This window comes from Parabacteroides sp. KHUB-02 (genome assembly GCF_056640955.1).
The window spans coordinates 199,053-220,660 of the sequence record NZ_JBWQEV010000002.1 but is presented as its reverse complement, the minus strand read 5'-3'; the positions used below and the strand labels follow the sequence as shown (position 1 = coordinate 220,660).

Sequence of the window (21,608 nt, the reverse complement as noted above, 5' to 3'; positions counted from 1 at the left end):
TATAACTCGTGAATTCTAGTCATGTGAATATTATTTATGTATAGTAAGTGCTCCCTACAAATATCATAGGAAAAAGAAGGCGTCTTACCTTTTTGCGAAGGAATAACCATGTTTTTTTCTTATGAGATTTTTATAGAGTTAATTATTTTGTTCATTTGAGTTTCCCATGAGAGAGATCGAATTGATTCCCTGATCTCAAGGGGAGAAAGAGATTGCTTTTCATAAAAATGTATTAATGAGTTTATATCGATGGCGGTTTCATCTGCGGGCACTTTAAGTATATACGGTTTATTCTCAAAGTCGCTATCTGTCTCAGAGTAAATAAAAGAAAGGCCCCGGGCGGCATATTCCCTGTTCTTTAATGTTTTAATATGGGTGATACCGCTACGATGCCGTGCAAGACTACCGATGGCCATGTCTGCTTTCTCAAAAAGCCGGTCAAGCTCTTCGCCGTGCTTAGCGCCGTGAAGGGTTACGTAGTTCTCTAATTTATGCTGTTTGATGATTGGAAGGATATCATCTTTTTCTCGTTGCCCGAAGAAATCTCCTACAATATGGAAAAAGACTTTGTAATTGGGATGTGAATCATAATAATCAGCCAGACCTTTAACCAGACGGTCAAATCCATGCCAGTAATGAATCTCCGCTACTCCTATTAGGTGAAGTTCCTTGTTTGTATCGTTGACCTGTTGTTTCAATTTAATTTGCGAGAAGTCAATGCCATTGGATATTTGTATGGTAGGAACACCGAATATGGTTTTATAGTCGGAAAAAGTCACGATACCGCATAATTGTTTGGCCAAGACACGACGGAAACATTGATCTATAAATAGTAATTTTCGGCGAGAGAAACCTGCGTATTCTTGGTCATAAGGATAAGTTGGTATTTCCATTACTACCTTTATCCCCGCTTTACGCATTTGATGAACCATATGAATCGTGAATGGATTAGCGTTATGATCAGATCGCATATAAATAAAACTAATATTTTCTTTCTTCGCATATTCAACGATTGAGGAATATTCTATCCTTTTCAGTATTTTACCCTTGAACCCTGCTCCATAATCTTGTAGTACCTCGGAGTCTATCATTCTCAATTTCCTGCCGTTAGGCTCATTTAGGTAACAGAGTCTCGTATCAATGCCACATGCTCTTAAGGCATTGACTTGGTAGTAGATCTTCTTGCTGATCCCATTAGCAGGATTAAGACCGTGAAATATCAGGAATAAAGCTTTCATTTCTGTATCTTGGATTTAAGTAGGTTAATAATATCATAAGTTCCACTTAATTGTATATATATGGAAGAAAAAGATATAGCTAACAGAATCTTAACAGATAAGCTTCCTGGCTCAGTCATCTTGTATGATATCTCATATATAGGCCATAGTAAGAGTATCAAAATACTTGTTAATACAATGGGTGATAAAAATTGTCGGATAAAGATTTTTACATTACGCTTTAATGTCACTTTATACATCCATATATAGCATAGGATGAAATTGATCGTAAATGTGATAGTAATGCACCATGCGATCGCTTCGAGCGTTTTAAATACAAATATCCCTATTACAATGCCAGATACGTTTAATAAAGTGGAGAATACGCCGCAAATGAATAAACTTTTAGTGTCGTTGGCCGCTTGGAAAATAGAGCCGGATGTTGATAATATTATTTGTATACCAACAGATATAGATAATATCTGGAATACCGGAACGGAGGGCATCCATTGATCCCCAAACAAAATGAGAGTGATTTCCCTTGCGGAAAACCATAATAACGCAGACAGGGGTAAACCAATAAAGGCTAGAATATGAATAACCTTCTCGTATGAATCCGCTAGCTTATGCAAGTCATCTTGAAAACCGGAAAAGATTGGATGCATGACAGGAGAGATCACATGGGTTATATTTTGCAAAGGAAGCATCATTAACCGATATGATTTTTCGTAATACCCTAGGGCATTCATATTCATGTATTTTCCGATTAATAATTTATCAAGGTTTCTGCTGAAATAATTAATTACATTAAATAAAAATTGATAGGCTGAGAAACTGAATATCTTTTGGACCGAATCCAGACCGAATGTATATTGTAACTTTTGAGGGTTTTTCCGATATGATATGATAAACAAGAGAATGCTGGAGAAAATAGGATTAATGACTAATGCATATAGTCCGGCACCTGCGATGGCGGCACTGATGGCTATGCTTCCTCCAATAAATTGGATAGTTAAGCTACGATATGCGATAAACTTAAACTCCTTATTCTTGAATAGGAGTGCGTTAGGAACGATGTTTGCCGAAGCAAAAAATAAATTGATGGATAGTAGTTGGCATATTGTCAGTAATGTCTTTTGTTTATAAAAAAAAGAAATGGGCCAAGAGCATAGGAAAAAAAGAATAGATATCATGATTCCCAACCATAAGGTAAAAGAGAATATTCTGTTAAGATCTTTGCCTGTTAAATCCTTATTTTGAATAATAGCGGGCGCAATACCTAGGTCACTGAAAATACCAAAAAAAGAAATAATTACAGTTGCTATTGCTACTATACCAAATTCTTCGGGGGCAATTAAGCGTGCTAATATTCCGGTGACAACCAGAGAAATAATTATTCCGGAATATTTGGATATGGCCGTATATAATACTCCTGATATTAATTCTTTTTTTATGGATGCCATAGTTTCTTTTGTTTTTATAGGAATGATTTGAATAATAAAACTATTAGATTTTTTGTTGTCACGTATTGCCTATATTCTTTTAGACATCGTCTGGCTATTTTCAAGCGATCTTTAAAGGGTATTTTATAGGATAGCCATACTGCGGCGTTGAGCATTCTTGATAAATATAAGTCGATTATTTCACGGAACATTGGGTGTGAGTCTGCGAATTTGCTTAAATGGGCAGTTATCGTAAAGTAACTTTCCATGTTTCGCATTGAGAACTTACTGGTCATGATTGAGTCTTCCCGTAGCCTACGTTTGAAGAAATCCTTGTGTATGGAGGATACTCTTTGGGCCTGTAAATATAACAAGCATGTGAATAATTGATCTTCATGGATGATTCCGGGAAGAAAATCGAGTTGGATCTCTGTTAGGTATTCTCTTCTTATGAAATTAAGACATGGGGATGGAGAATATGCCTTATGATCTATTAGGAGTTTTAAGATATATGGGCCTTGATATACTAACTCCGGATTTGTACAATCTTTTCGTTGATAGTTTAAAGATATGTTTTTATGTTTTTCCTTGTTTAATATGTCCGCATCAAAAAAAACGAAATCTAAAGCCTGTCGTTCACATTTAATATAGCATGTTTTTAAGGCTTCTGGCTCCAGATAATCATCACTATCCATAAAATAAACGTATTTACCTTGGGTATATTCGTAGCCTTTGTTTCGGGTGACTGATGGCCCTTGGTTATACTGTGTATAAATTCGGATACGTTTATCTTCATCAGCTAGGCGTTTTATGATAGATAGACTGTTATCTGTTGAGCCGTCATTTATAACAATGATCTCTATTTCTCGTAAAGTCTGGCACATGATAGATCTTACCGCCTCTTCTACGAACTCCTCGGTATTATATAGGGGTATGATTACGCTAACTAGATTCTTATCCATTTTTGTTTGTTAATATCATAACGTTTGATAACTCTAGCGGGATTACCTATAGCAACGGAGTAATCTGGAATGTCCTTAGTTACTACGCTTCCAGCTCCGATCTGGCATCTCTTACCAATATGGACACCTGCTACGACTACACAGTTTGCTCCAATATGGGAGTCTTCATCTATTACTACAGTTTTCTTTACTAAAGGTTGTTCATTGGAATCCACATTTCCATCCTCATATCCATGATTAAAACCGGAGATGAAAACGTGCTGACCTAATCCGACTTTATTTCCGAATCGTACGGGACCAATCACCACCGAACCGATTCCAATACGGGCGTTGTCGCCTATGATAACATCGCCTGCCCCATTGTTGATGGTCGTGAAATCCTCAATGAGGGAATTTTTACCTACCGTGAACTGATTCCAAGGGAATACATCAATACGGGATCTTCTCCTTCGAATGATAGCTCCTTTTCCTTTCTTATGGATCCAAGGATTGACAAACCATTTTACCCAACAACGAGGTTTAGGATTTTTAGGAGAGGTTATTGAATAGAATACTATTTTCTTCAAAAACTCATTTTGCTTGATTTTCTGTTTGATTGGGCCTATATCCATGACTTATCAGGTTTAAATCGTTTTATATAGGGTCAAAAGATTTTCCGCTGTTTGTGACCAAGAGAATCTTTTGACTCTGTTTAAACCATATTCTATTTGATTTTGATAGAATATTTGATCTCGCTCTAAATATAGTATCTTGTCTGCGATTTCTTTTTCACTCAACGGGTCAACTAGTATTCCGCCTTCTCCAGCTATCTCTGGCATTGCGGATGTGTTCCCCGTAATTACAGGTGTGCCGCAAGCCATGGCTTCTAGCAAGGGAATACCGAAACTTTCCCTTAGGGAAGTATATAAAAAAGCGAAAGCGCCGTTATATAGATAAGCTAGGTCTGTATTAGGGATGTATCCCGGGTATGAGAGAAAGGGCTTGATCTCTTCTATCCGTTGCTCTCGTAGGATAGCGTCTAGTTTATCCTCGCTTAAGTCTGCGATAAGTAGAGGTCGTTTCTTTTCTGAGTGCTTCAAATAAAGGCTATATGCCTTTAACGTGCGGGCGACGTTTTTTTTAGGATCTGTATTGCCTAGGAAAAAAATATAATCGTCATTATTAATATACTTATGGATAATAGATGATATCTCTGGCAGGGGATGAAAGTGCTCGCTATATCCATTATAGATAGCTGTGATTTTATCCTTGGGTAATCGCAATACCTCACGTATGCGATCGCACTCAAAACGAGAGACTGTGATGATCTTCCTACATTGGGGGAGTATGCGAGGAACCACCATGCGGCGATAATACCAACCCATGTTTTGATACCAAGATTTATTTCCTCCCTGACGGGGTTCTAGGAAAATAATATCATGTAATGTCAACACTAACGGGACAGGGCAATTTAGTGGGGCGGTATTACTGGTACAATGCAAGAGGTCTGGCTTTATCTTGCTTACATTTCGTGGAAGCGCAACTTGTTCCCAAAGAGGGTAGGTAGGGCATTTTACCTCAATAATATGTACATTGTCTGTCTCTTCTAGGCAATGATCTTCACCTGGACTGACAAATATAAAATATTCATTTTCCTTGTCGATTTTTTGTAACTCTCGAATACTCTCAAGAGCGACAAAGTCCATCCCATGTTTGTTGGTCCGGAATATACGTTGTGCCTCAATTGCTATTCTCATGGTTTTAAAGAATGTTTAGTTGGATTAAATTTGTGTCCTCCTATACGGAAAATATTGAGGAACATAAGTATGAATAAGACAGGAACGCTCGCTATCGCTTTCTTGAATTTCCTGTCGACAAGATAGTCTGGTACCGCTATACTGAATGTAATACCTAACAAGACCAATAAGAGCCACCACTTGATGGATGTTATAAAATCGAGAACAGTCAAAAATGAGGCTATTAATATAATAAAACCTAGCAGTAATATGCGAGGAGGCATCATCCATTGAAATAATTTGTCGCAATAGTCCCAATTTCCATTAAATATGGCTGCCGGCATTTGGAAAAGACCCGAGAATAAGTTGCTGATTTGAGTTGTCAACCAACGACGGCGCTGGTTATAGAAATCCCTCTTACCTCGAACTTTCTCGTCATAGGTATATACTTCTTCCAAATACTCGATATAAACATTTTGCAACAAAAGCTTTCTTTCCATGTATTTATCTTCTCCTATATCGTGACATTCTTGTATGATATCCTTGAAAAGCTCGTATTCGAAAGCCATGCCGGAGCCGCTAAGGGCGGAAGAGAATCCAAGACGGGTATGGCCTTTACGAAAGATAGAGTTGTTAATTTCTTCGCTGACAGAATCGAGCACAGCGATATTGCTATCACGGTTTTTAGCGACCCTGTGTGTTTGCAATGCGGAACAGCCCGCATAAAGGGCATCGTTTATTTTCTCGAGATAACTTGGTTTTACGATATTATCCGCATCGAGGATAACGACATTATCATACTTTATATCTCCTTTCTCAATATAATGTATGGCTTCTTTGAGAGCCTCGATTTTTGTGCTTTGGGGACTATCCATTTTAACGACTTTCGCCGATAATGCTTTTAAGTTATCTATCGTATCTTGTCGCATTTGATTAGATATAACGATAATGTCGTATCGTTCTCTTGGATATTCTTGAACGAGAAAATTTTTTACGGAGTCTATGATAACTTCGTCTTCTTGATAAGCGGGGAACAAGACAGCGAAACGATACTTCTTCTTGGCAGTAGGATAATTATACTGTGGTTTCCGTTTTGAATAGATGGCAAACACGAATAAATATAGTACAAATATCAGAAAACAAAGGAATAAGATGGCATCTCCTAATTGAAAGGCATATTGTTCCTTATCAATCCAGTTTTCTCCTATTTGAAAGAATTGTTCAATCATAGCGTTATTTATTTGAAACAGTTAATTTTTTTATTCGTATCTCTTTGTCAAAGTAAGGACCGTTTAACACAAATGTTAGCCCCATAAATGCGATTATCATTGTTGGAAATTGACCCCAAAACGAGTTTGCGTATGCGTTAATGAACATACCGAATATACCACAAAGTAATCCGGACAATAATCCTTTTAGTTCAAGATCCTTGATCTGTGTGGCAATGATCCACCCTCCCCATCCTATAGTAAAAAAAATCATACTAAGATAAAGAATCAATCCAACTATGCCTGTTTCTACCCAAATTTTCACGTACCAAGAATCAGTTGGAATAGAAGTGGTAAAACGAGTGGATATTTTTACTCCTAATCCATCTCCAGATAGTCCAAGCCCTTCTCCAAAGGGCTTATATTTGAGATATGTGGCTAATTTTTTTTGATTTTCTTTGCGTACGATATATGAGGCATCTTTGGTTGGGTTAAAAGCGGTTCTAATTCTTCTGATAGATGAGTTGCTTTGTCCTATAGTTGTAAAAGCGAAAAAGATATAGATAAACAATAACATACTTGCTCCCCCAATGACCATTTTAGTTTGTTTGCTGATCAGTGTGTAAAGTGCTAGCCCTGCTAATGGTACGATTATAGCTCCTCTTGTCCCGGAAAGGAACAAAGCATAAAGTGCTAGAATCGCTATACATGAATAATATATCTTGCATAATGCAGATCGCATGTAGAGCGAGGCTATACCGAAAAACATGATGGCGGCACCCATATTGGCACCCATATTACTGGCATCCGTAAAGAATGAGAAATAGCGGATTCCAGACCAAATAATATGCGTTGTGGCTCCTCCGGCATTAAGCCATTTTGTCTCAAAACTATCAAATCCAATAAACTTTTGCATTAATGTCTTAATTATCGCAAATAACGTGAATATGGATAAACAAAATATGATAGCTTTGAGTATGGAATAGCGTGTACATAATAGAGATGTAATAATGACTATAATCAATCCATTGAATATTAATCCTCTTGATAATATCCAACCTTCTAATGAGCTGGTTGGATTGATTATTTCTAAAATGCAATAACCCATCCAGATACATAATGCGATACTTAGGATATTAAATGCTCTACGCCATTCTATGTTTTGGAAAAGGGCAGCTTGAATAAAGATCAGTACCAAAGCTATCATATATAGGATTTCCATAATAACACTGATCCCTTCTATGGGAATGTATCGGGTGATGCCTAATATGAAGTAATTGGTCGTGAATATAACGAATAATATAAGCCATGGATATCTTAATAAAAGGATACCTCCTACACAGAATAATGGAATCAAAGTTATTAGTATGAATACTGGAATTGAGTTATACAGCAAGGATATGCCAATACCTCCCAACCCTAAGACAAGAAAGAGCTGAGATATTTTGAACGAAGTATTGTCCTCTTGTATGTATCTTGATGTTTCCATGTGTTTTCGTTATTTTACAGCGGTATTAGTCGCCGTTAATCCCATATACATCATCCGGTTTGCGAAAGATCGCATAGATGTTTGAGGAGGTAATTGCCCCGTGAAATCTTCCACGGCCTCTCTCGTGGCATTGTTTAGATATAAGTACAATGCCGTGCCTTCTGTAATGTCACGCAGATATTTAACTAACTCCGTATCGCTATTTTTCCAAACCCGGCAAGCGTTAGCTACTAACAAATTGACTTGGCTTGACCCTAGCAAATGGGATGGAACACCATACTGTTGGATAGAAGGATACTCAACGATTAATATATCCGGCCTGCTTTCAAGCTGGATATGTTTGTCTATATGTTCAGCCATGAATAAGGAGGCATCGATTGGGATATCTTGACCGACTCTTAGGTATTTTACGTTGAAGCCAAGCTCTTCCCAAGATTCCTGGAAATATCGTGAGATAAACGTTTTTCCTTCTTTTTCCTCTAGACTTAGTATATTGATACAAAGTGTATCGCCCTTTTTGATGTAAGGTGTTAACCGGTTACAAGCATAAGCCGCAGAGATACGGTTACAAGTTTTTACGAATCCACGATATTTTAATTGGGAATTACGTCCTGTGAAAGCCCCTAATATATTCATGCCAGTAAGACGTCTGGCCCGTTCGGCATCCCGGAGCGTACGATCTAGCAACTCGATAACTAGGTTTAATCCGATAATAAAGATAATGCTACCAATAAATGCGGCAACAACTAATAGAAACCGCTTTCCTTTATCACTGAATAAAGGATAGGAGGCATCCGAGATCGTATTTAAGTTTGAAGAGGTTAATTGAAGATTCTTCTGCTTCATCTTTGCCATATTTAAAGCATGAAGTACTTCAAGATAAGATTGCTCGGTTACATGAATCTCACGTTCTTGTTGATTTATTCGTGTACCAATAGGAGAATAATTCTTGTATTGATCTGCAAAATCATTCTTGCGCTCGTTTAGAACCTTCAAATCAGCTTGTGCTTTCGCTTGTATAAGTGTTTGATTTAACCATTCTTGAACTAAACCTTCAATGGCTAAACCTTCTTTACTTTCTTTATAACTATTAATATTATTAGTAATTAGACCTATTTTCTTTTCGGCATCTCGTAGTTCTTCCCTGTATTTTACTAACTCTTGGTCTTTACTTAGCATTTCATCGGAGGTGAAAGTCTCTATTTCTGTTATTTTACCACTAATACGGGATACCTCGGCTAAGGTATTAATGAATTCCTCATTGGACTTAACTAATTTAGTACGAATATCCATGTACTGCTCCAGATTTTTGATAATGCTGGATGAGCTCTCGTAATTTCGCCGTGTCTCCTCATATCGATTCTCAAAGTCTGCGAAAGAGTGGGCGATAGCTTTAGTTTGCTCAATATAGTTAATAACACTATTCTTTACATTATAATCAGTAAGCTCGTTTTCTTGCTTATTCAGTTGTACACGAAGTTTCTTAAGTTCTTCCTCATAATATTTAACAATATCATTTGCGGTTTGATATCGTAAGTTGTTATACGAATATTTTAATTCTTCACTCACCAATTTGACCGTATTCCATGTAATACCGGGATCGGTAGAAGTATAAGCTATCTCTATTAAGTCGCTGTTTCCTTGCCTTCTGATGATAATACTGGATAAGGCATTGTAACTGTAAAATGCACTAGATCCATTAAACAACTCATGTAAATAATTACGACTGTCGCTGTATTTATACTCCTTGAATAAGTTAACGGTTTTGTCAAGAGAAGCTGTGTCAACTAAATGTAAGATCTCTTCTGGCACGGAAGCTATCAACTTTTTATAGTTATTTGCTGTTATGTATAGATTATCTATTTCCGGATCTCCATGCATTAAGTTTAGAGCTAGTAATTTCAATGAGACATTTTCTAAGGTTCCTCTTGATTTGGTTAGATTTACCAAGTTATCATAGGTGTTATTCACAGCTTGCCAATCAGGCCGAGTCTCATCATTTAATCCTGTATTAGACGTAATGCCAGTGTAAATTGAGGTGGTAACTGTATATTTTTTTTCTAAGAATTGACTGAAATAAGCAACCAACGCTGTTATTATTAGCGTTCCGAATACTAATTGATGCCAGATTCTATATATAAAACGCGATATATAAAGTGTTATATCCATGGGTTATCGATTTATAATCTTAATATTTGTGAGCATTTCTAATAAAGTTACGGCATTGTGCAAGGTCGCACGACCTTCTTGGTAAGAAATCACGGCACCAGAACGACGTCCACGTTCCATTGATAATGAGATAATATCAATTTTTCCATTAATAAAATCTTGTTCGGAGATTTTCATCTGGGCGTTGTAAAGTGCGGCAGCATCTGATTTAGCTTTTAATGTAGCCAATGCTTGTAAGACACTATTATAAGCTTCCAGTATTCTTAATTTCCGTTCTTCTATGGACATTTCATACTCATAATCCAATTGACGGAAACGAGCTTTCTTCATCCGTACTTTTTGGCCTCGGCTGAATAAGTCTCCGAATGGGATAGACACGGAAATACCTACACTGTAAGTATGCTGATTACTGCCTATACTGGTGAGAAATGAAGGATCTTCTATGGTTTCTCTTGTAGAAAGTTGAACTAATCGCCCATATTGATATTGGCCGTATACCCTGAAATAGTCCAACCATTCTCTTTTTGTAATCTTCATATCGGCGTTAGCCTCATCTCTTTTAGCTTCATAAATTCTGACAGAAGGATGGTCATATACGGATTCCAGAAAAACCGATAGAGGTGGTAATTGAATACGTTCATAGTCATCTAGCATGGCATTTATAGAATCCGTGCCGGAAGTTACTTCTATTGTTGTCGCTTTATCGAAGTATGTCTTCTTTTTTTGTGCGACAATTGAAAAAGCATTTAATATGAATAATAGAATAAATAGTATCTTCATGTGAATTATGTTTGTTATCAGCTATGTATAGTTTATACATCCTCTTTCTGCACGAACGCCGTAAACGTCTTGAATATAATCTTTATGTCTAGCCAGAAAGAAAAGGTATGAGCATATTTGATGTCTAATTGTTTACGTTCCTCGGCGGACATACTACCAGAATTGCCACGTTTCTCTACTTGCCAAAGACCTGTAAGGCCGGCAGGAGCCATGAAGCGTTGTATGTATTCATCGCTGGTCAATAATTCCGCCTCGTATACGGGAAGAGGGCGGTTACCAACTATTGACATGTCTCCATTTAATATATTGAATAGCTGGGGAAGTTCGTCAATGCTGTATTTCCGGATAATATGGCCGATCTTTGTTATACGGGGATCATTCTCTAATTTGATGAAAGCGTTGGAGCGTTCGTGACGTTTTACTTTTAAATAGTCGTTTTCAGGAGTAGCGTCATTGTCGGAATATAAAATGATATTTTGTTTATTCTCTTTAAAAAAAAAGGTCGCATTCTGTGAATTCACAGAAGTTGATGAAGAGGCCACGGCCTCTTCATCAATAGATTCCATATACTGATTAAGTTTCTTATATTCAGCCAAGCGTTTGTCCGCATCCATATACATAGAGCGGAACTTATAAAAATCGAAAACCTTATAGTTGCTGCCTACTCGTTTCGACTTGTAGAAAGCGGGGCCTTTGTCCTCCAGCTTGATCCAAATCACCGTGATGATAAAGATAGGGGAGAGGCAGAGGAGCGCCATGGATGAGAAAATGATGTCGAAGACCCTTTTCCATAAAGGCAGCTTGAAAATGGCGAGATCAGGCTCTTTTATTTGAGGCTTACGCGCTTTTTCCATTCTCTTGCATTTCTCGGCGATACCCAGTAGCTTCACTAAATCTTCCTTAGAGGTAGACTCGGAGATGACACAGTCCGTTCCGGCTTGCAAATAGGATATTTTCTCCTCCCGGGTCATTTCCGGGGCGATTAATACGATATATATATTTTGAAACGTCTTATGCAAATGCATGATCGCAGGAATGTTTAACGTAGGATCTGTTTTCTCGATGAATACACAATAATCCATTTCTTCGGCAGGAAGAAGCGTGTTTTTCATCTGCAGAAGCGTTATACATTCTATGACCCCGGTGCCTAATGCCTTACGTAAACGTTCGGCCAACGGCACGTTATTACCGAAAAAGACATAATTCATTATCTTAATATTCGTTTTACCCTTACCCTTAATTCCTCTGGATTGAAAGGCTTCAAGATAAAGTCTTCCGCCCCTTCCTCAAACAAACGTATTCTATTTGAGCTGCTCTCTACGCTCGATAGGATCAAGACCGGTATATGGCTGAACATATCGTTCGCTTTTAAATAAACCAAGAATTCCTCTCCGGACATTTCTGGCATATTCAAGTCAGAGATGATCAAATCCGGTAAATTGCCTTCTTGAAGCCAAGCGATCGCTTTCAAAGGATTTTCTTTATAGGATACCTTGTAAGTACTTGATAAATAAAGCATGATTATCTTTGCGATTTCTTGCTTGTCATCCACTAAAAGAACAGATTTCTCCATAGAGTCGTATAATATTGTCGTCTTTTGTTTTATCTATTATGCAAATTTAGGATATTAAATTGAAAAAATCTATGTTTTTCAATTGTTTTTTTGAAAAAACAGTTCGGACTTTGAAAATAGGGGAAACTGCGATTTTTTGATTAAGTTTGTACGCACATAAATGAGATGAGTATTCGAAGATGCGTTGGAGGAAATATATAGATTTTGATGTTATTCATTTATTGGTTGGCGCTATTGTCGGGATGGGCTTGTCCTCTTGCCAGCCGGAGATGCCGGTGATCTCTACGATAACCGTGGAGGCGGATGGCCTGACGGTTCCCGTGAACCCGGATCTGTATGGTTTGACCATTGAGGAGATCAACCACGGGATCGATGGGGGGCTGTACGCCGAGCTGATCCAGAACCGGAGCTTCGAGGATGGCGTGCCACCCTTGAACTGCCCTTACGACGCCGCCCGGAACGTCTTGATTACCCCGAATGGATGGACGATCCCTTTCATGCGGGGAGATTCCGTACCGGGATGGAGGCGGATCGTCCCTAATACACAGATATACCCGGATATGAAGGAGCTGGTGAATGATAAGAACCGGCGGTCGTTGCTCGTGGCCGTATCGACTTCCGGGGAGTCGGGGCGCGGAGGCGTGATAGCCGAGGGATACCGGGGGATACCGATCCGGAAAGGGGAACGATACGATCTCTCGTTTTTCGCCAAGGGGGCGAATATGGTGCCCCGTACCATCCGGGTGGCCTTGGAGGACTCGATGGCTAATACGGTCTTGAGCGATGTGTTTCAGGTAGCGCCGCTATACGAGTGGAAACGATACAGGCATACGTTTACGGCTACGGGGGACGCGCCGAACGCGGTCTTGACGATCACGGCCGATACCTCCGCCGTGTTTTGGCTGGATGTGGTATCGCTCTTCCCGGAGGATACGTGGAAGGGACGGAAGAACGGGCTGAGACCGGACTTGGCGGCGCTGGTCGATTCCTTGGCCCCTCGTTTTATCCGTTTCCCCGGAGGCAGTTTCGTGGAGGGGTATACGGCGGGTACGTACCCTATCTGGAGGGAGACGCTGGGTGATATCTCGGAGCGTAAGCATTTCTGGAACGTATGGGCCTATGGTACGACGAACGGCATGGGCTACCACGAGTACTTGCAAATGTGCGAGGATATGGGGGCGGAGCCTATCTACGTTATTAATAGCGGGATCACGAGCCAAAGCCGCCGGCCCCGCTACGAGGATATCACGGCGATGGATAAGCTCACGGGAGATGCCTTGGACGCTATCGCCTACGCGAACGCCCCGGCGGATTCCCTGCCGGGCGCCCTGCGTGCGAGGAACGGGCATCCGGAACCTTTCAACTTGAAGTATGTCGAGATCGGCAGCGAGAACTATGGCGGGGAGTATTTCAGGCGCTTTGAGCTTTTCCGCAAGGCGATCAAGGAGGCCTATCCGGAGATTACCGTTATCAGCAGTTCGCCCCTCACGAAGCGAGGCCGTAGCGAGTGGGTGGATTCCCATTATTACGCCGGGGAGAATTTCTTCCTATCGAACTCCGGCCGGTTTAATAGCGACCGGTATTCCCGACGTTCGCCGGCGGTGTTTATCGGGGAGTTTGGGACGACGGAGCGGCCCTTGGCCGGTACGCTCCGGGCGGCGGTGGCCGAGGCCTGTTTCTTGGTCGGGGCGGAGGAGAACCCGGATATGGTACGCCGCTTGGCGTATGCCCCGGTATTGGGCAACGCCGGGTTCGAGAACCAGCGCCATCCGTTGATCTCTTTCAACACCCATCAGGCGGTGGTCTCTCCTTCCTACCATTTATTAAAGATGTTTACCCGCCATCGGGGGGATGAGGTGCTGAAGACGATCGTGGATACCTACGAGAAGCCACAGGTACGTACGGGCCGGGCGGGCGTGGAGATGTTTGATAATAGCTATGAGTTCAAGGACGTGCGGATCGACGGCGTGCCCGTATCGGATATATCCGTGATGAGCGGGGGATGGAAGGTCCCGGAGGCTGGTACGTTGGTGCCGGAGGCCAACCGGTGGAACCAGGTATTGTTCGGCGACTCTACGAGCTACGCCTATGAATATACGGCTACCGTCCGGCGTACGAAAGGTAGCGGGCAGATACAGCTTCGCCTCCGCGACAACGGGTGGACGGGCGAGCAGGCGGATTATATCGCCCTGACGATCGGGGCGGGAACGAGCGAGCTGTACCATCAGGTAGGTGGCGTGAAGGATAGCTTGGTCTCTCCCGTGCGGTTCCCTTTTGAGAGTAACCGGTGGTATACGGTTCGCATGACGTGCGAGTACGAGCGCGTCCGTTGCTATGTGGACGGCGTATTGCTGCATGAGGTGGATATGCGCCCGATCCCGTCGTTGGTATCCGTCGCTACCCTCGACAAGGAGAACCGGGTGATTTACTTGAAGGTCGTGAATACGACCCGCCACGAGGAGAAGACCTCTTTGCGTATCGAGGGAGTGAATATCCGTAACGAGGCGGAGCTGATCCAATTGAGGGGGGAGCCGGAGGCTCGTAATACGTTTGAGAACCCGGGGGCCGTAACGCCTGTCACCGAGCCTATCGTATTCCCGATGAGCGGCCCGTTTATCTATAATTTCCCGCCTAATTCAGTGACGATCTTGAAATTATACATGGAGTAGGTCAGATAGGGCAGGAGGGCCGGTACACTTTATCTGTATTTATCCTAACTTCGCGGCGACTTTAACAAAAAAATGTGTTATGGAACCAATGCATAAGATAAACAAGGTAGAGCTCCGGAGTTTGCAGCTTGAGGACTATACGCAGTTGTCGCAATCTTTCAAGAGGGTATACGCCGACAAGGATGTTTTCTGGACCCGCAAGCAGATCGAGACGTTGATACGGATATTTCCCGAGGGACAGGTCGTGACGCTGGTGGATGACCGGATCGTAGGATGTGCCCTCTCCATCATCGTGGATTATGACATGGTGAAAGGGGATCATACCTACGCCAAGGTAACGGGCAACGAGACGTTCAGCACGCATAACCCGAACGGGAATATATTATATGGTATAGAGGTGTTCATCCATCCGGACTACCGGGGCCTCCGGCTGGCCCGCCGTATGTACGAGTACCGGAAGGAGCTGTGCGAGAAGTTGAACTTGAAGGCGATCATGTTCGGCGGACGTATCCCGAACTATTATAAATACGCCGATCATATGCGTCCGAAGGAATACATCGAGAAGGTGCGCTCACGTCAGATCTACGACCCGGTGCTCACCTTCCAGCTCTCCAACGATTTCCACGTGCGGAAAGTGATGATGAACTACTTGCCGAACGACGAGGAGTCGAAGCATTGCGCTACCCTGCTGCAATGGGATAATATCTATTACCAGCCGCCTACGACGGATTACGTGGATAAGAAGACAACCGTGCGTGTCGGTCTGGTACAATGGCAGATGCGGCCTTATAAGACACTGGACGACGTGTTCGAGCAGGTGGAGTTCTTCGTCGACGCCGTGTCCGATTACAAGAGCGACTTCGTCCTTTTCCCCGAGTATTTCAACGCTCCGCTGATGGCCAAGTTCAACCATCTAGGCGAGGCGCAGAGCATCCGTGGGCTGGCCCAGTACACCGAGGAGATCCGTGAGCGATTCGTGAACCTCGCCATCAGTTACAATATCAATATCATCACCGGTAGCATGCCTTTGCTGAAGGAGGACGGGGCGCTGTATAACGTGGGATACCTGATCCGTCGTGACGGCTCCTACGAGATGTACGAGAAGGTACATGTCACCCCGGACGAGCAGAAGAGCTGGGGACTCTCGGGCGGGAAGATGGTGAAGACGTTTGATACGGATTGCGCCCGGATCGGCGTGCTGATCTGTTATGACGTGGAATTCCCGGAGCTTTCCCGTATCATGGCCGACCAAGGGATGCAGATCCTCTTCGTGCCTTTCCTTACGGATACGCAGAACGGTTACTCTCGGGTTCGTGTGTGTGCCCAAGCCCGGGCGATCGAGAACGAGTGCTTCGTGGTGATAGCGGGCAGCGTGGGCAACCTGCCTCGTGTGCATAATATGGATATACAGTACGCCCAGTCGGGTGTGTTCACGCCTTGCGATTTCGCTTTCCCTACCGATGGCAAGCGTGCGGAGGCAACCCCGAATACGGAGATGATCCTTGTATCGGACGTGGACCTTGATTTGCTCAACGAGTTGCATACGTATGGTAGCGTGCGTAACCTTCGGGACCGTCGCCACGACTTGTATGAGTTGAGGGTAAAAAAACAGTAGTGTTTGCGGTTGAACACAATAGTATTCATGGTTGAACCCAGTAGTGTTCGCTATTAAACACAATTATATTTGCCGGAAGAATGCAGTAGGGGCGGGATCTGTCCGCCCTCCCGTGCCGTGTATGCGTGGGAGGGCGGACGAATCCCGCCCCTGCGGTTTATATCGGGGGGAGGATCGCTCGCTTCCCCCCTTCGGAAATGATCTTAATGACTTAGCATCTCAGCCGTGATCGGCGTGAATTTCTCGGCATCCGATTTACGGAGTTGTACGCTGCCGTCGTTCCAGTTGGAAGGCCAACCTCCGATGATGTGTCCGAGGAATACCAGCTTGATCTCGTGCAAGCCTTTTGCCAAGGCCGCGGAGGTGTCATGACGGGAGAAGCGTTTTACCTCGCCACCGTTATTGACCATCAACTTGCCGTCGATCCATACCTCCTCTAAATCGGAAGAGATGTAATAAACGCCATCCTCCGGGATATTCACGTAGCCGGTAGCGATAGCGGCGTATTGCTTCACGCCTCGCATGGATTCGGGGGCGGGCACTTGGTTGGTCAGTTCACGGGTCGTCTTGATGACCTGTTTCTTACCGGTCTTCTGAGCGGCCTCCAGATTATTTACGCTTAGGTACATGCCATCGAATACCTCCATGTCGAGGCCCGGGGTCGTCTTGGCTACCTCCTTGGCGGGAGCCAGCGTTTGTTTCTCCACGAGGATCGTGCGAGGCTTACCCATCTTGCCGGAAGGCAACACGGAAGCGATCTTCACGGTCGTAGTCTCTGTGATGTCGAAAGGAGCCGTATATACGGTAGATTCCGGGGTAGGCTCGGTGCCATCCAGCGTGTAGACCATCTTCATCGGACGGTTCGTGGTGAATGTCATGGTAGCCTTGTCCGTGAAAGCCACGAAGTTGCAAGAACCGTTCGGTTGCTCGGGCTGCGGGATGTAGTAGTTGATACCGTGTCCGTCTAGGCGAACCTGAGCGTTGTCCAGACGGCGTTCGAAGTCCTTGTAATCCTTCCGGTCCAGCGGGCTCCAAGCGATCTCGGAGAGGGCTAGGATACGAGGATAGATACGGTACTCCATGATGTCCGTGTTATAAAGGTACTCACTCCATACGTTGCATTGCACGCCCTTGATGAAATGCCCTTTACCGGCCGCTGCCAGCGTGTCGGGGACGGGGTTGTATTTATAGACCCGCTCCGCCGTGGTGAATCCTCCGATAGATACCGGGTTGATCTTGTAGTCGCCTTGGAACTGGTCGATATACATACCCTCGCTTCCCGGGGTCATGATCACGTCGTGGTTCATGCTAGCGGCGGCGATACCGCCTTCCTCACCTCGCCAAGACATTACCGTGGCCGATGGAGCCAGACCTCCCTCAAGGATCTCGTCCCATCCGATCATCTTCTTGCCGTGCTTGTTTACGACCTTCTCCATGCGTTGTACGAAATAGCTCTGCAATTTCTCCTCGGCGGAATGTTCCTTGTCGCCTTTCAAGCCTTCCTTACGGATACGGGCCTGACAAAGCGGGCATTTCTCCCAGCTCGTCTTCGGGCACTCATCGCCTCCGATATGGAAATACTCGCCCGGGAATAGGGGAGCTACCTCGGCGATCACGTCCTCGAAGAACTGGAAGGGTTCTTCCTTCCCGGCGCATGATACGATGTCTTCCACGCCCCAGATGATACGGGGAGTACCCAGCTTACCCTCGCAAGACAGCTCCGGATAGGCGGCGATAGCGGCCATCTCGTGTCCCGGAAGCTCTATCTCGGGAACGATCGTGATGAAACGATCCGCCGCGTATTTAACGATATCCTTCACCTCCTCTTGGGTATAGAAGCCTCCGTACTCGGTACCCTCGCCATCGATGCGCTTAGAGCCGATCTCGGTCAGTTTCGGGTACTTCTTGATCTCGATACGCCATCCTTGGTCGTCGGTCAGGTGCCAATGCATGCGGTTGATCTTGAACAAGGCCAATACATCCAGCTGCTTCTTGATATTCTCTACCGGGATGAAATGGCGGCAGGGGTCGAGCATGATACCGCGGTAGCCGAATCGAGGCTCGTCCTTGATAGATACGGCCGGAGCGGTCCATGCGATACCTTTCACGGCGGAAGGACTCTCGATCTCGGCGGGCAGCAATTGCAAGAACGATTGCATACCGTAGAAAAGACCTTGAGGGGTCTTGGCTTTGATACGAACGCCGCTGTCGGCTACGTCGAGCGTGTATCCCTCGTCGTTTACGTCCAGAGAGCCGTCGATAACCAATGAGATACCGTCGGAGGTCTCTTTGTCGGCGGTAGCTATCTGGTAGCCTGTCGCCGTGTTCATTTTAGCCGCGAAGAACTCGGCTACGGTTTTCGCCTCCGGGGTGGAAGCGTAGATCTTCGTGTTTTTGTTTAGCTTGAAGTTTCCCTCGTTCTGCGTAAGGCTGACCGGTGTCGGGATGATGTTGATACCTTGGTTGTAAGCTTTCGCTTTACCGGGAGCATCATCACACGAGGCCATCAGACCCAAGACAGCGCCGGCGCAGATTGTAGCAAGGAGCTTTTTCATAGAATTAAAAATTGAAAGTTGAAAATTGAATATTGTTTAGATGTTTTTGAGAGTTTAAAAAGAGAATTGAGAGTTGAAGATAAGATGCCGTTTGGCATCCTTTTCAATTCTCAATTCTCAATTTCCTATTTACCATGCGAAGATAGGATATTCCTTCATGATACCGTTCACCTTCTCACGAACGGCGCCGATAGTCTTATCGCATTCGGGAGCTGCCAATACGGTGTCGATCAGTTCCACGATCTCGCCCATAAGCGGCTCTTTAGCGCCACGGGTCGTGATAGCGGGCGTACCCACACGGATACCGGAGGTCTGGAAGGCTGAGCGGCTGTCGAACGGAACCATGTTCTTGTTCACCGTGATGTCGGCGGCTACCAAGGCTTTCTCGGCCACCTTACCGGTCAGGTCGGGGAACTTCGTGCGCAGGTCGATCAGCATGCTGTGGTTGTCCGTACCGCCGGAGATGATCTTGTACCCTTTGTCCGTGAAGGCCTTGGCCATAGCGGCGGCGTTCGCTTTCACCTGTGCTTGGTACGTCTTGTATTCCGGCTCCAAAGCCTCTCCGAAGGCTACGGCCTTGGCCGCGATCACATGCTCCAGCGGACCGCCTTGGATACCCGGGAATACGGCGGAGTCCAACAACTGAGACATCTTCTTGATCTCGCCTTTCGGTGTTTTCTTACCCCAAGGATTCTCGAAATCCTTACCCAGCAGGATGATACCGCCACGAGGACCCCGCAGGGTCTTATGCGTCGTAGACGTTACGATGTGAGCGTACTCCAGCGGGTTGTTCAGTAAACCGGCGGCGATCAGGCCTGCCGGGTGAGCCATATCGATCATCAATAAGGCGCCTACCTTGTCGGCTATCTCACGCATACGTTTGTAATCCCAGTCACGGGAATAAGCGGAACCACCGCCAACGATCAATTTCGGTTTCTCACGAAGGGCTACTTCCTCCATTTGGTCGTAGTCCACCCGTCCAGTATCTTCCTTTACATTATATTCGGTAGCGTGATAGAGAACGCCGGAGCTATTTACTGGTGAACCGTGGGACAGGTGTCCGCCATGCGACAGGTTCAACCCGAGGAACGTGTCGCCCGGATTCAATACGGCGAAAAATACGGCTGCGTTGGCCTGCGCCCCGGAGTGAGGCTGCACGTTGGCCCATTCGGCGTTGAATAGCTTTTTCAACCGTTCGATAGCGATCGTCTCACTTTGGTCTACTACCTCGCAACCCCCATAATAACGCTTGCCGGGATATCCCTCGGCGTATTTGTTGGTCAGACAGCTTCCCATGGCCTGCATGACCTGGTCGCTGACAAAGTTCTCGGAAGCGATCAACTCAATGCCTTTCAATTGGCGTTGGTGCTCCTTCTCGATAATGTCAAAAATGATGTTGTCTCTTTTCATTACCTCTTAAATTGGTTATTGCAATGATATGTTCCTCATTGAAAAGGAATCCTCGCGAATGTACTATATTATTTTAATACTATTTAAAAGATTCCGTTTAATTATTACAGATGCGCCGGAAACGGCTCCGCTTACCACTTGGTGAGGGTTACGTTTCTGAACTCAACCTCCTTACCCTCGCTCTGTAGCCCGATATGGCCTTCCTTCACCTTGTTGGTTCCGGTGTTCTGGTATACGCCGTTGATGTAAACGGTGATGACGCCGTCTTTCACGAAGATGTTCGCCTCGTTCCACTCTCCGGCGGGCTTCTCGCTAGACGGGTTCACGTTCTTTACGACAGGGAAGAAGGGACGTTCCTCTCCCGGGCGTTGCTGGTACTCGACAAGGTCGGAGCCTCCCAGCAGTACGAACAATCCGGCCCTCCCGGCTTGCAGATTACACTCGATCCCGTTCGGGAAGGGGTTCTTTAGGTCTGCGATATGCAGGAAGATGCCGCTGTTTGCGTTGGAATCCCCATTCGGCCAACGCCATTCCACGTGCAATTTATAGTCGCTGTATTTCTCCTTGGTGTACATATAGCCGAAAGGCTGGCCGGTGATGAAGATCTTACCGTCGCGTACGGAATAGACCTGATCGGCGGGGACGGAGTTTTTGTCGACTACGAAATTCCAGTTAGACAGGTCTTTCCCGTTGAACAGTTTCTCGGTCTTCTGTGCGTTCGCCCCATCGGAGAAACAGAAGAGGGAAGCGGCTAATACAGCCAAAGATAGCATTCTTTTTTTCATGGCATTAAACTCTATTTAT

General features: G+C 44.4%; 16 protein-coding genes. 2 read left to right on the top strand and 14 right to left on the bottom strand.

What is annotated here, in order from left to right:
- Positions 1 to 119 precede the first annotated feature (119 nt).
- The 11 genes from ACYIA1_RS21425 to ACYIA1_RS21375 form a co-directional block, all read right to left on the bottom strand.
- Positions 120 to 1,238, bottom strand: a complete 1,119-nt coding sequence (locus ACYIA1_RS21425) for a glycosyltransferase family protein (protein ID WP_270708433.1) — start codon at positions 1,236 to 1,238, stop codon at positions 120 to 122.
- A complete protein-coding gene (locus tag ACYIA1_RS21420; RefSeq protein ID WP_270708434.1) occupies positions 1,235 to 2,680 on the bottom strand; it encodes a lipopolysaccharide biosynthesis protein in 1,446 nt (481 codons plus the stop codon). Before ACYIA1_RS21420 ends, ACYIA1_RS21425 begins: the two co-directional genes overlap by 4 nt.
- Before the next feature lie 14 nt (positions 2,681 to 2,694).
- Positions 2,695 to 3,621, bottom strand: a complete 927-nt coding sequence (locus ACYIA1_RS21415) for a glycosyltransferase (protein WP_196009641.1) — start codon at positions 3,619 to 3,621, stop codon at positions 2,695 to 2,697.
- Positions 3,606 to 4,232, bottom strand: coding sequence for an acyltransferase (locus tag ACYIA1_RS21410; RefSeq protein WP_057327205.1), 627 nt, complete (start codon positions 4,230 to 4,232; stop codon positions 3,606 to 3,608). Before ACYIA1_RS21410 ends, ACYIA1_RS21415 begins: the two co-directional genes overlap by 16 nt.
- A gap of 12 nt (positions 4,233 to 4,244) precedes the next feature.
- Complete coding sequence (locus tag ACYIA1_RS21405; RefSeq protein ID WP_057327206.1) at positions 4,245 to 5,357, bottom strand: glycosyltransferase family 4 protein; 1,113 nt, start codon at positions 5,355 to 5,357, stop codon at positions 4,245 to 4,247.
- A complete protein-coding gene (locus ACYIA1_RS21400; protein WP_057327207.1) occupies positions 5,354 to 6,565 on the bottom strand; it encodes a glycosyltransferase family 2 protein in 1,212 nt (403 codons plus the stop codon). Before ACYIA1_RS21400 ends, ACYIA1_RS21405 begins: the two co-directional genes overlap by 4 nt.
- A gap of 4 nt (positions 6,566 to 6,569) precedes the next feature.
- Positions 6,570 to 7,766, bottom strand: a complete 1,197-nt coding sequence (locus ACYIA1_RS21395) for an O-antigen ligase family protein (protein WP_230328016.1) — start codon at positions 7,764 to 7,766, stop codon at positions 6,570 to 6,572.
- A 276-nt stretch (positions 7,767 to 8,042) separates the two neighbouring features.
- Positions 8,043 to 10,202: a GumC family protein gene (locus ACYIA1_RS21390; RefSeq protein WP_480336374.1), complete on the bottom strand. Its 2,160-nt coding sequence runs from the start codon at positions 10,200 to 10,202 to the stop codon at positions 8,043 to 8,045.
- Between the two features lie 3 nt (positions 10,203 to 10,205).
- Positions 10,206 to 10,982: a TolC family protein gene (locus tag ACYIA1_RS21385; protein WP_122115038.1), complete on the bottom strand. Its 777-nt coding sequence runs from the start codon at positions 10,980 to 10,982 to the stop codon at positions 10,206 to 10,208.
- A 32-nt stretch (positions 10,983 to 11,014) separates the two neighbouring features.
- The gene (locus ACYIA1_RS21380) at positions 11,015 to 12,190 is read right to left on the bottom strand and encodes a sugar transferase (RefSeq protein WP_195392969.1); all 1,176 of its coding nucleotides are present in this window, start codon (positions 12,188 to 12,190) and stop codon (positions 11,015 to 11,017) included.
- A complete protein-coding gene (locus tag ACYIA1_RS21375; protein WP_005856577.1) occupies positions 12,190 to 12,555 on the bottom strand; it encodes a response regulator in 366 nt (121 codons plus the stop codon). The genes ACYIA1_RS21380 and ACYIA1_RS21375 overlap by 1 nt, the downstream gene beginning before the upstream one ends.
- Positions 12,556 to 12,734: 179 nt before the next feature.
- On the opposite strand from ACYIA1_RS21375, the gene ACYIA1_RS21370 reads away from it, so the two are divergent.
- The gene (locus ACYIA1_RS21370) at positions 12,735 to 15,224 is read left to right on the top strand and encodes an alpha-L-arabinofuranosidase C-terminal domain-containing protein (RefSeq protein ID WP_480336373.1); all 2,490 of its coding nucleotides are present in this window, start codon (positions 12,735 to 12,737) and stop codon (positions 15,222 to 15,224) included.
- A 79-nt stretch (positions 15,225 to 15,303) separates the two neighbouring features.
- The gene (locus tag ACYIA1_RS21365) at positions 15,304 to 16,839 is read left to right on the top strand and encodes a carbon-nitrogen hydrolase family protein (RefSeq protein WP_005868392.1); all 1,536 of its coding nucleotides are present in this window, start codon (positions 15,304 to 15,306) and stop codon (positions 16,837 to 16,839) included.
- A 203-nt stretch (positions 16,840 to 17,042) separates the two neighbouring features.
- Here the strand turns inward: ACYIA1_RS21365 and ACYIA1_RS21360 are convergent, their stop codons facing one another.
- From ACYIA1_RS21360 to ACYIA1_RS21350, 3 genes are all read right to left on the bottom strand, one after another.
- Positions 17,043 to 19,394 carry a family 20 glycosylhydrolase gene (locus ACYIA1_RS21360; protein ID WP_480336372.1) on the bottom strand — a complete coding sequence of 784 codons (2,352 nt, stop codon included), beginning with the start codon at positions 19,392 to 19,394 and terminating at the stop codon, positions 17,043 to 17,045.
- Positions 19,395 to 19,523: 129 nt separating this feature from the next.
- Positions 19,524 to 20,804 carry a serine hydroxymethyltransferase gene (gene glyA, locus ACYIA1_RS21355; protein ID WP_005856586.1) on the bottom strand — a complete coding sequence of 427 codons (1,281 nt, stop codon included), beginning with the start codon at positions 20,802 to 20,804 and terminating at the stop codon, positions 19,524 to 19,526.
- A 131-nt stretch (positions 20,805 to 20,935) separates the two neighbouring features.
- Complete coding sequence (locus tag ACYIA1_RS21350; RefSeq protein ID WP_036651046.1) at positions 20,936 to 21,589, bottom strand: 3-keto-disaccharide hydrolase; 654 nt, start codon at positions 21,587 to 21,589, stop codon at positions 20,936 to 20,938.
- Between the last annotated feature and the right edge of the window lie 19 nt (positions 21,590 to 21,608).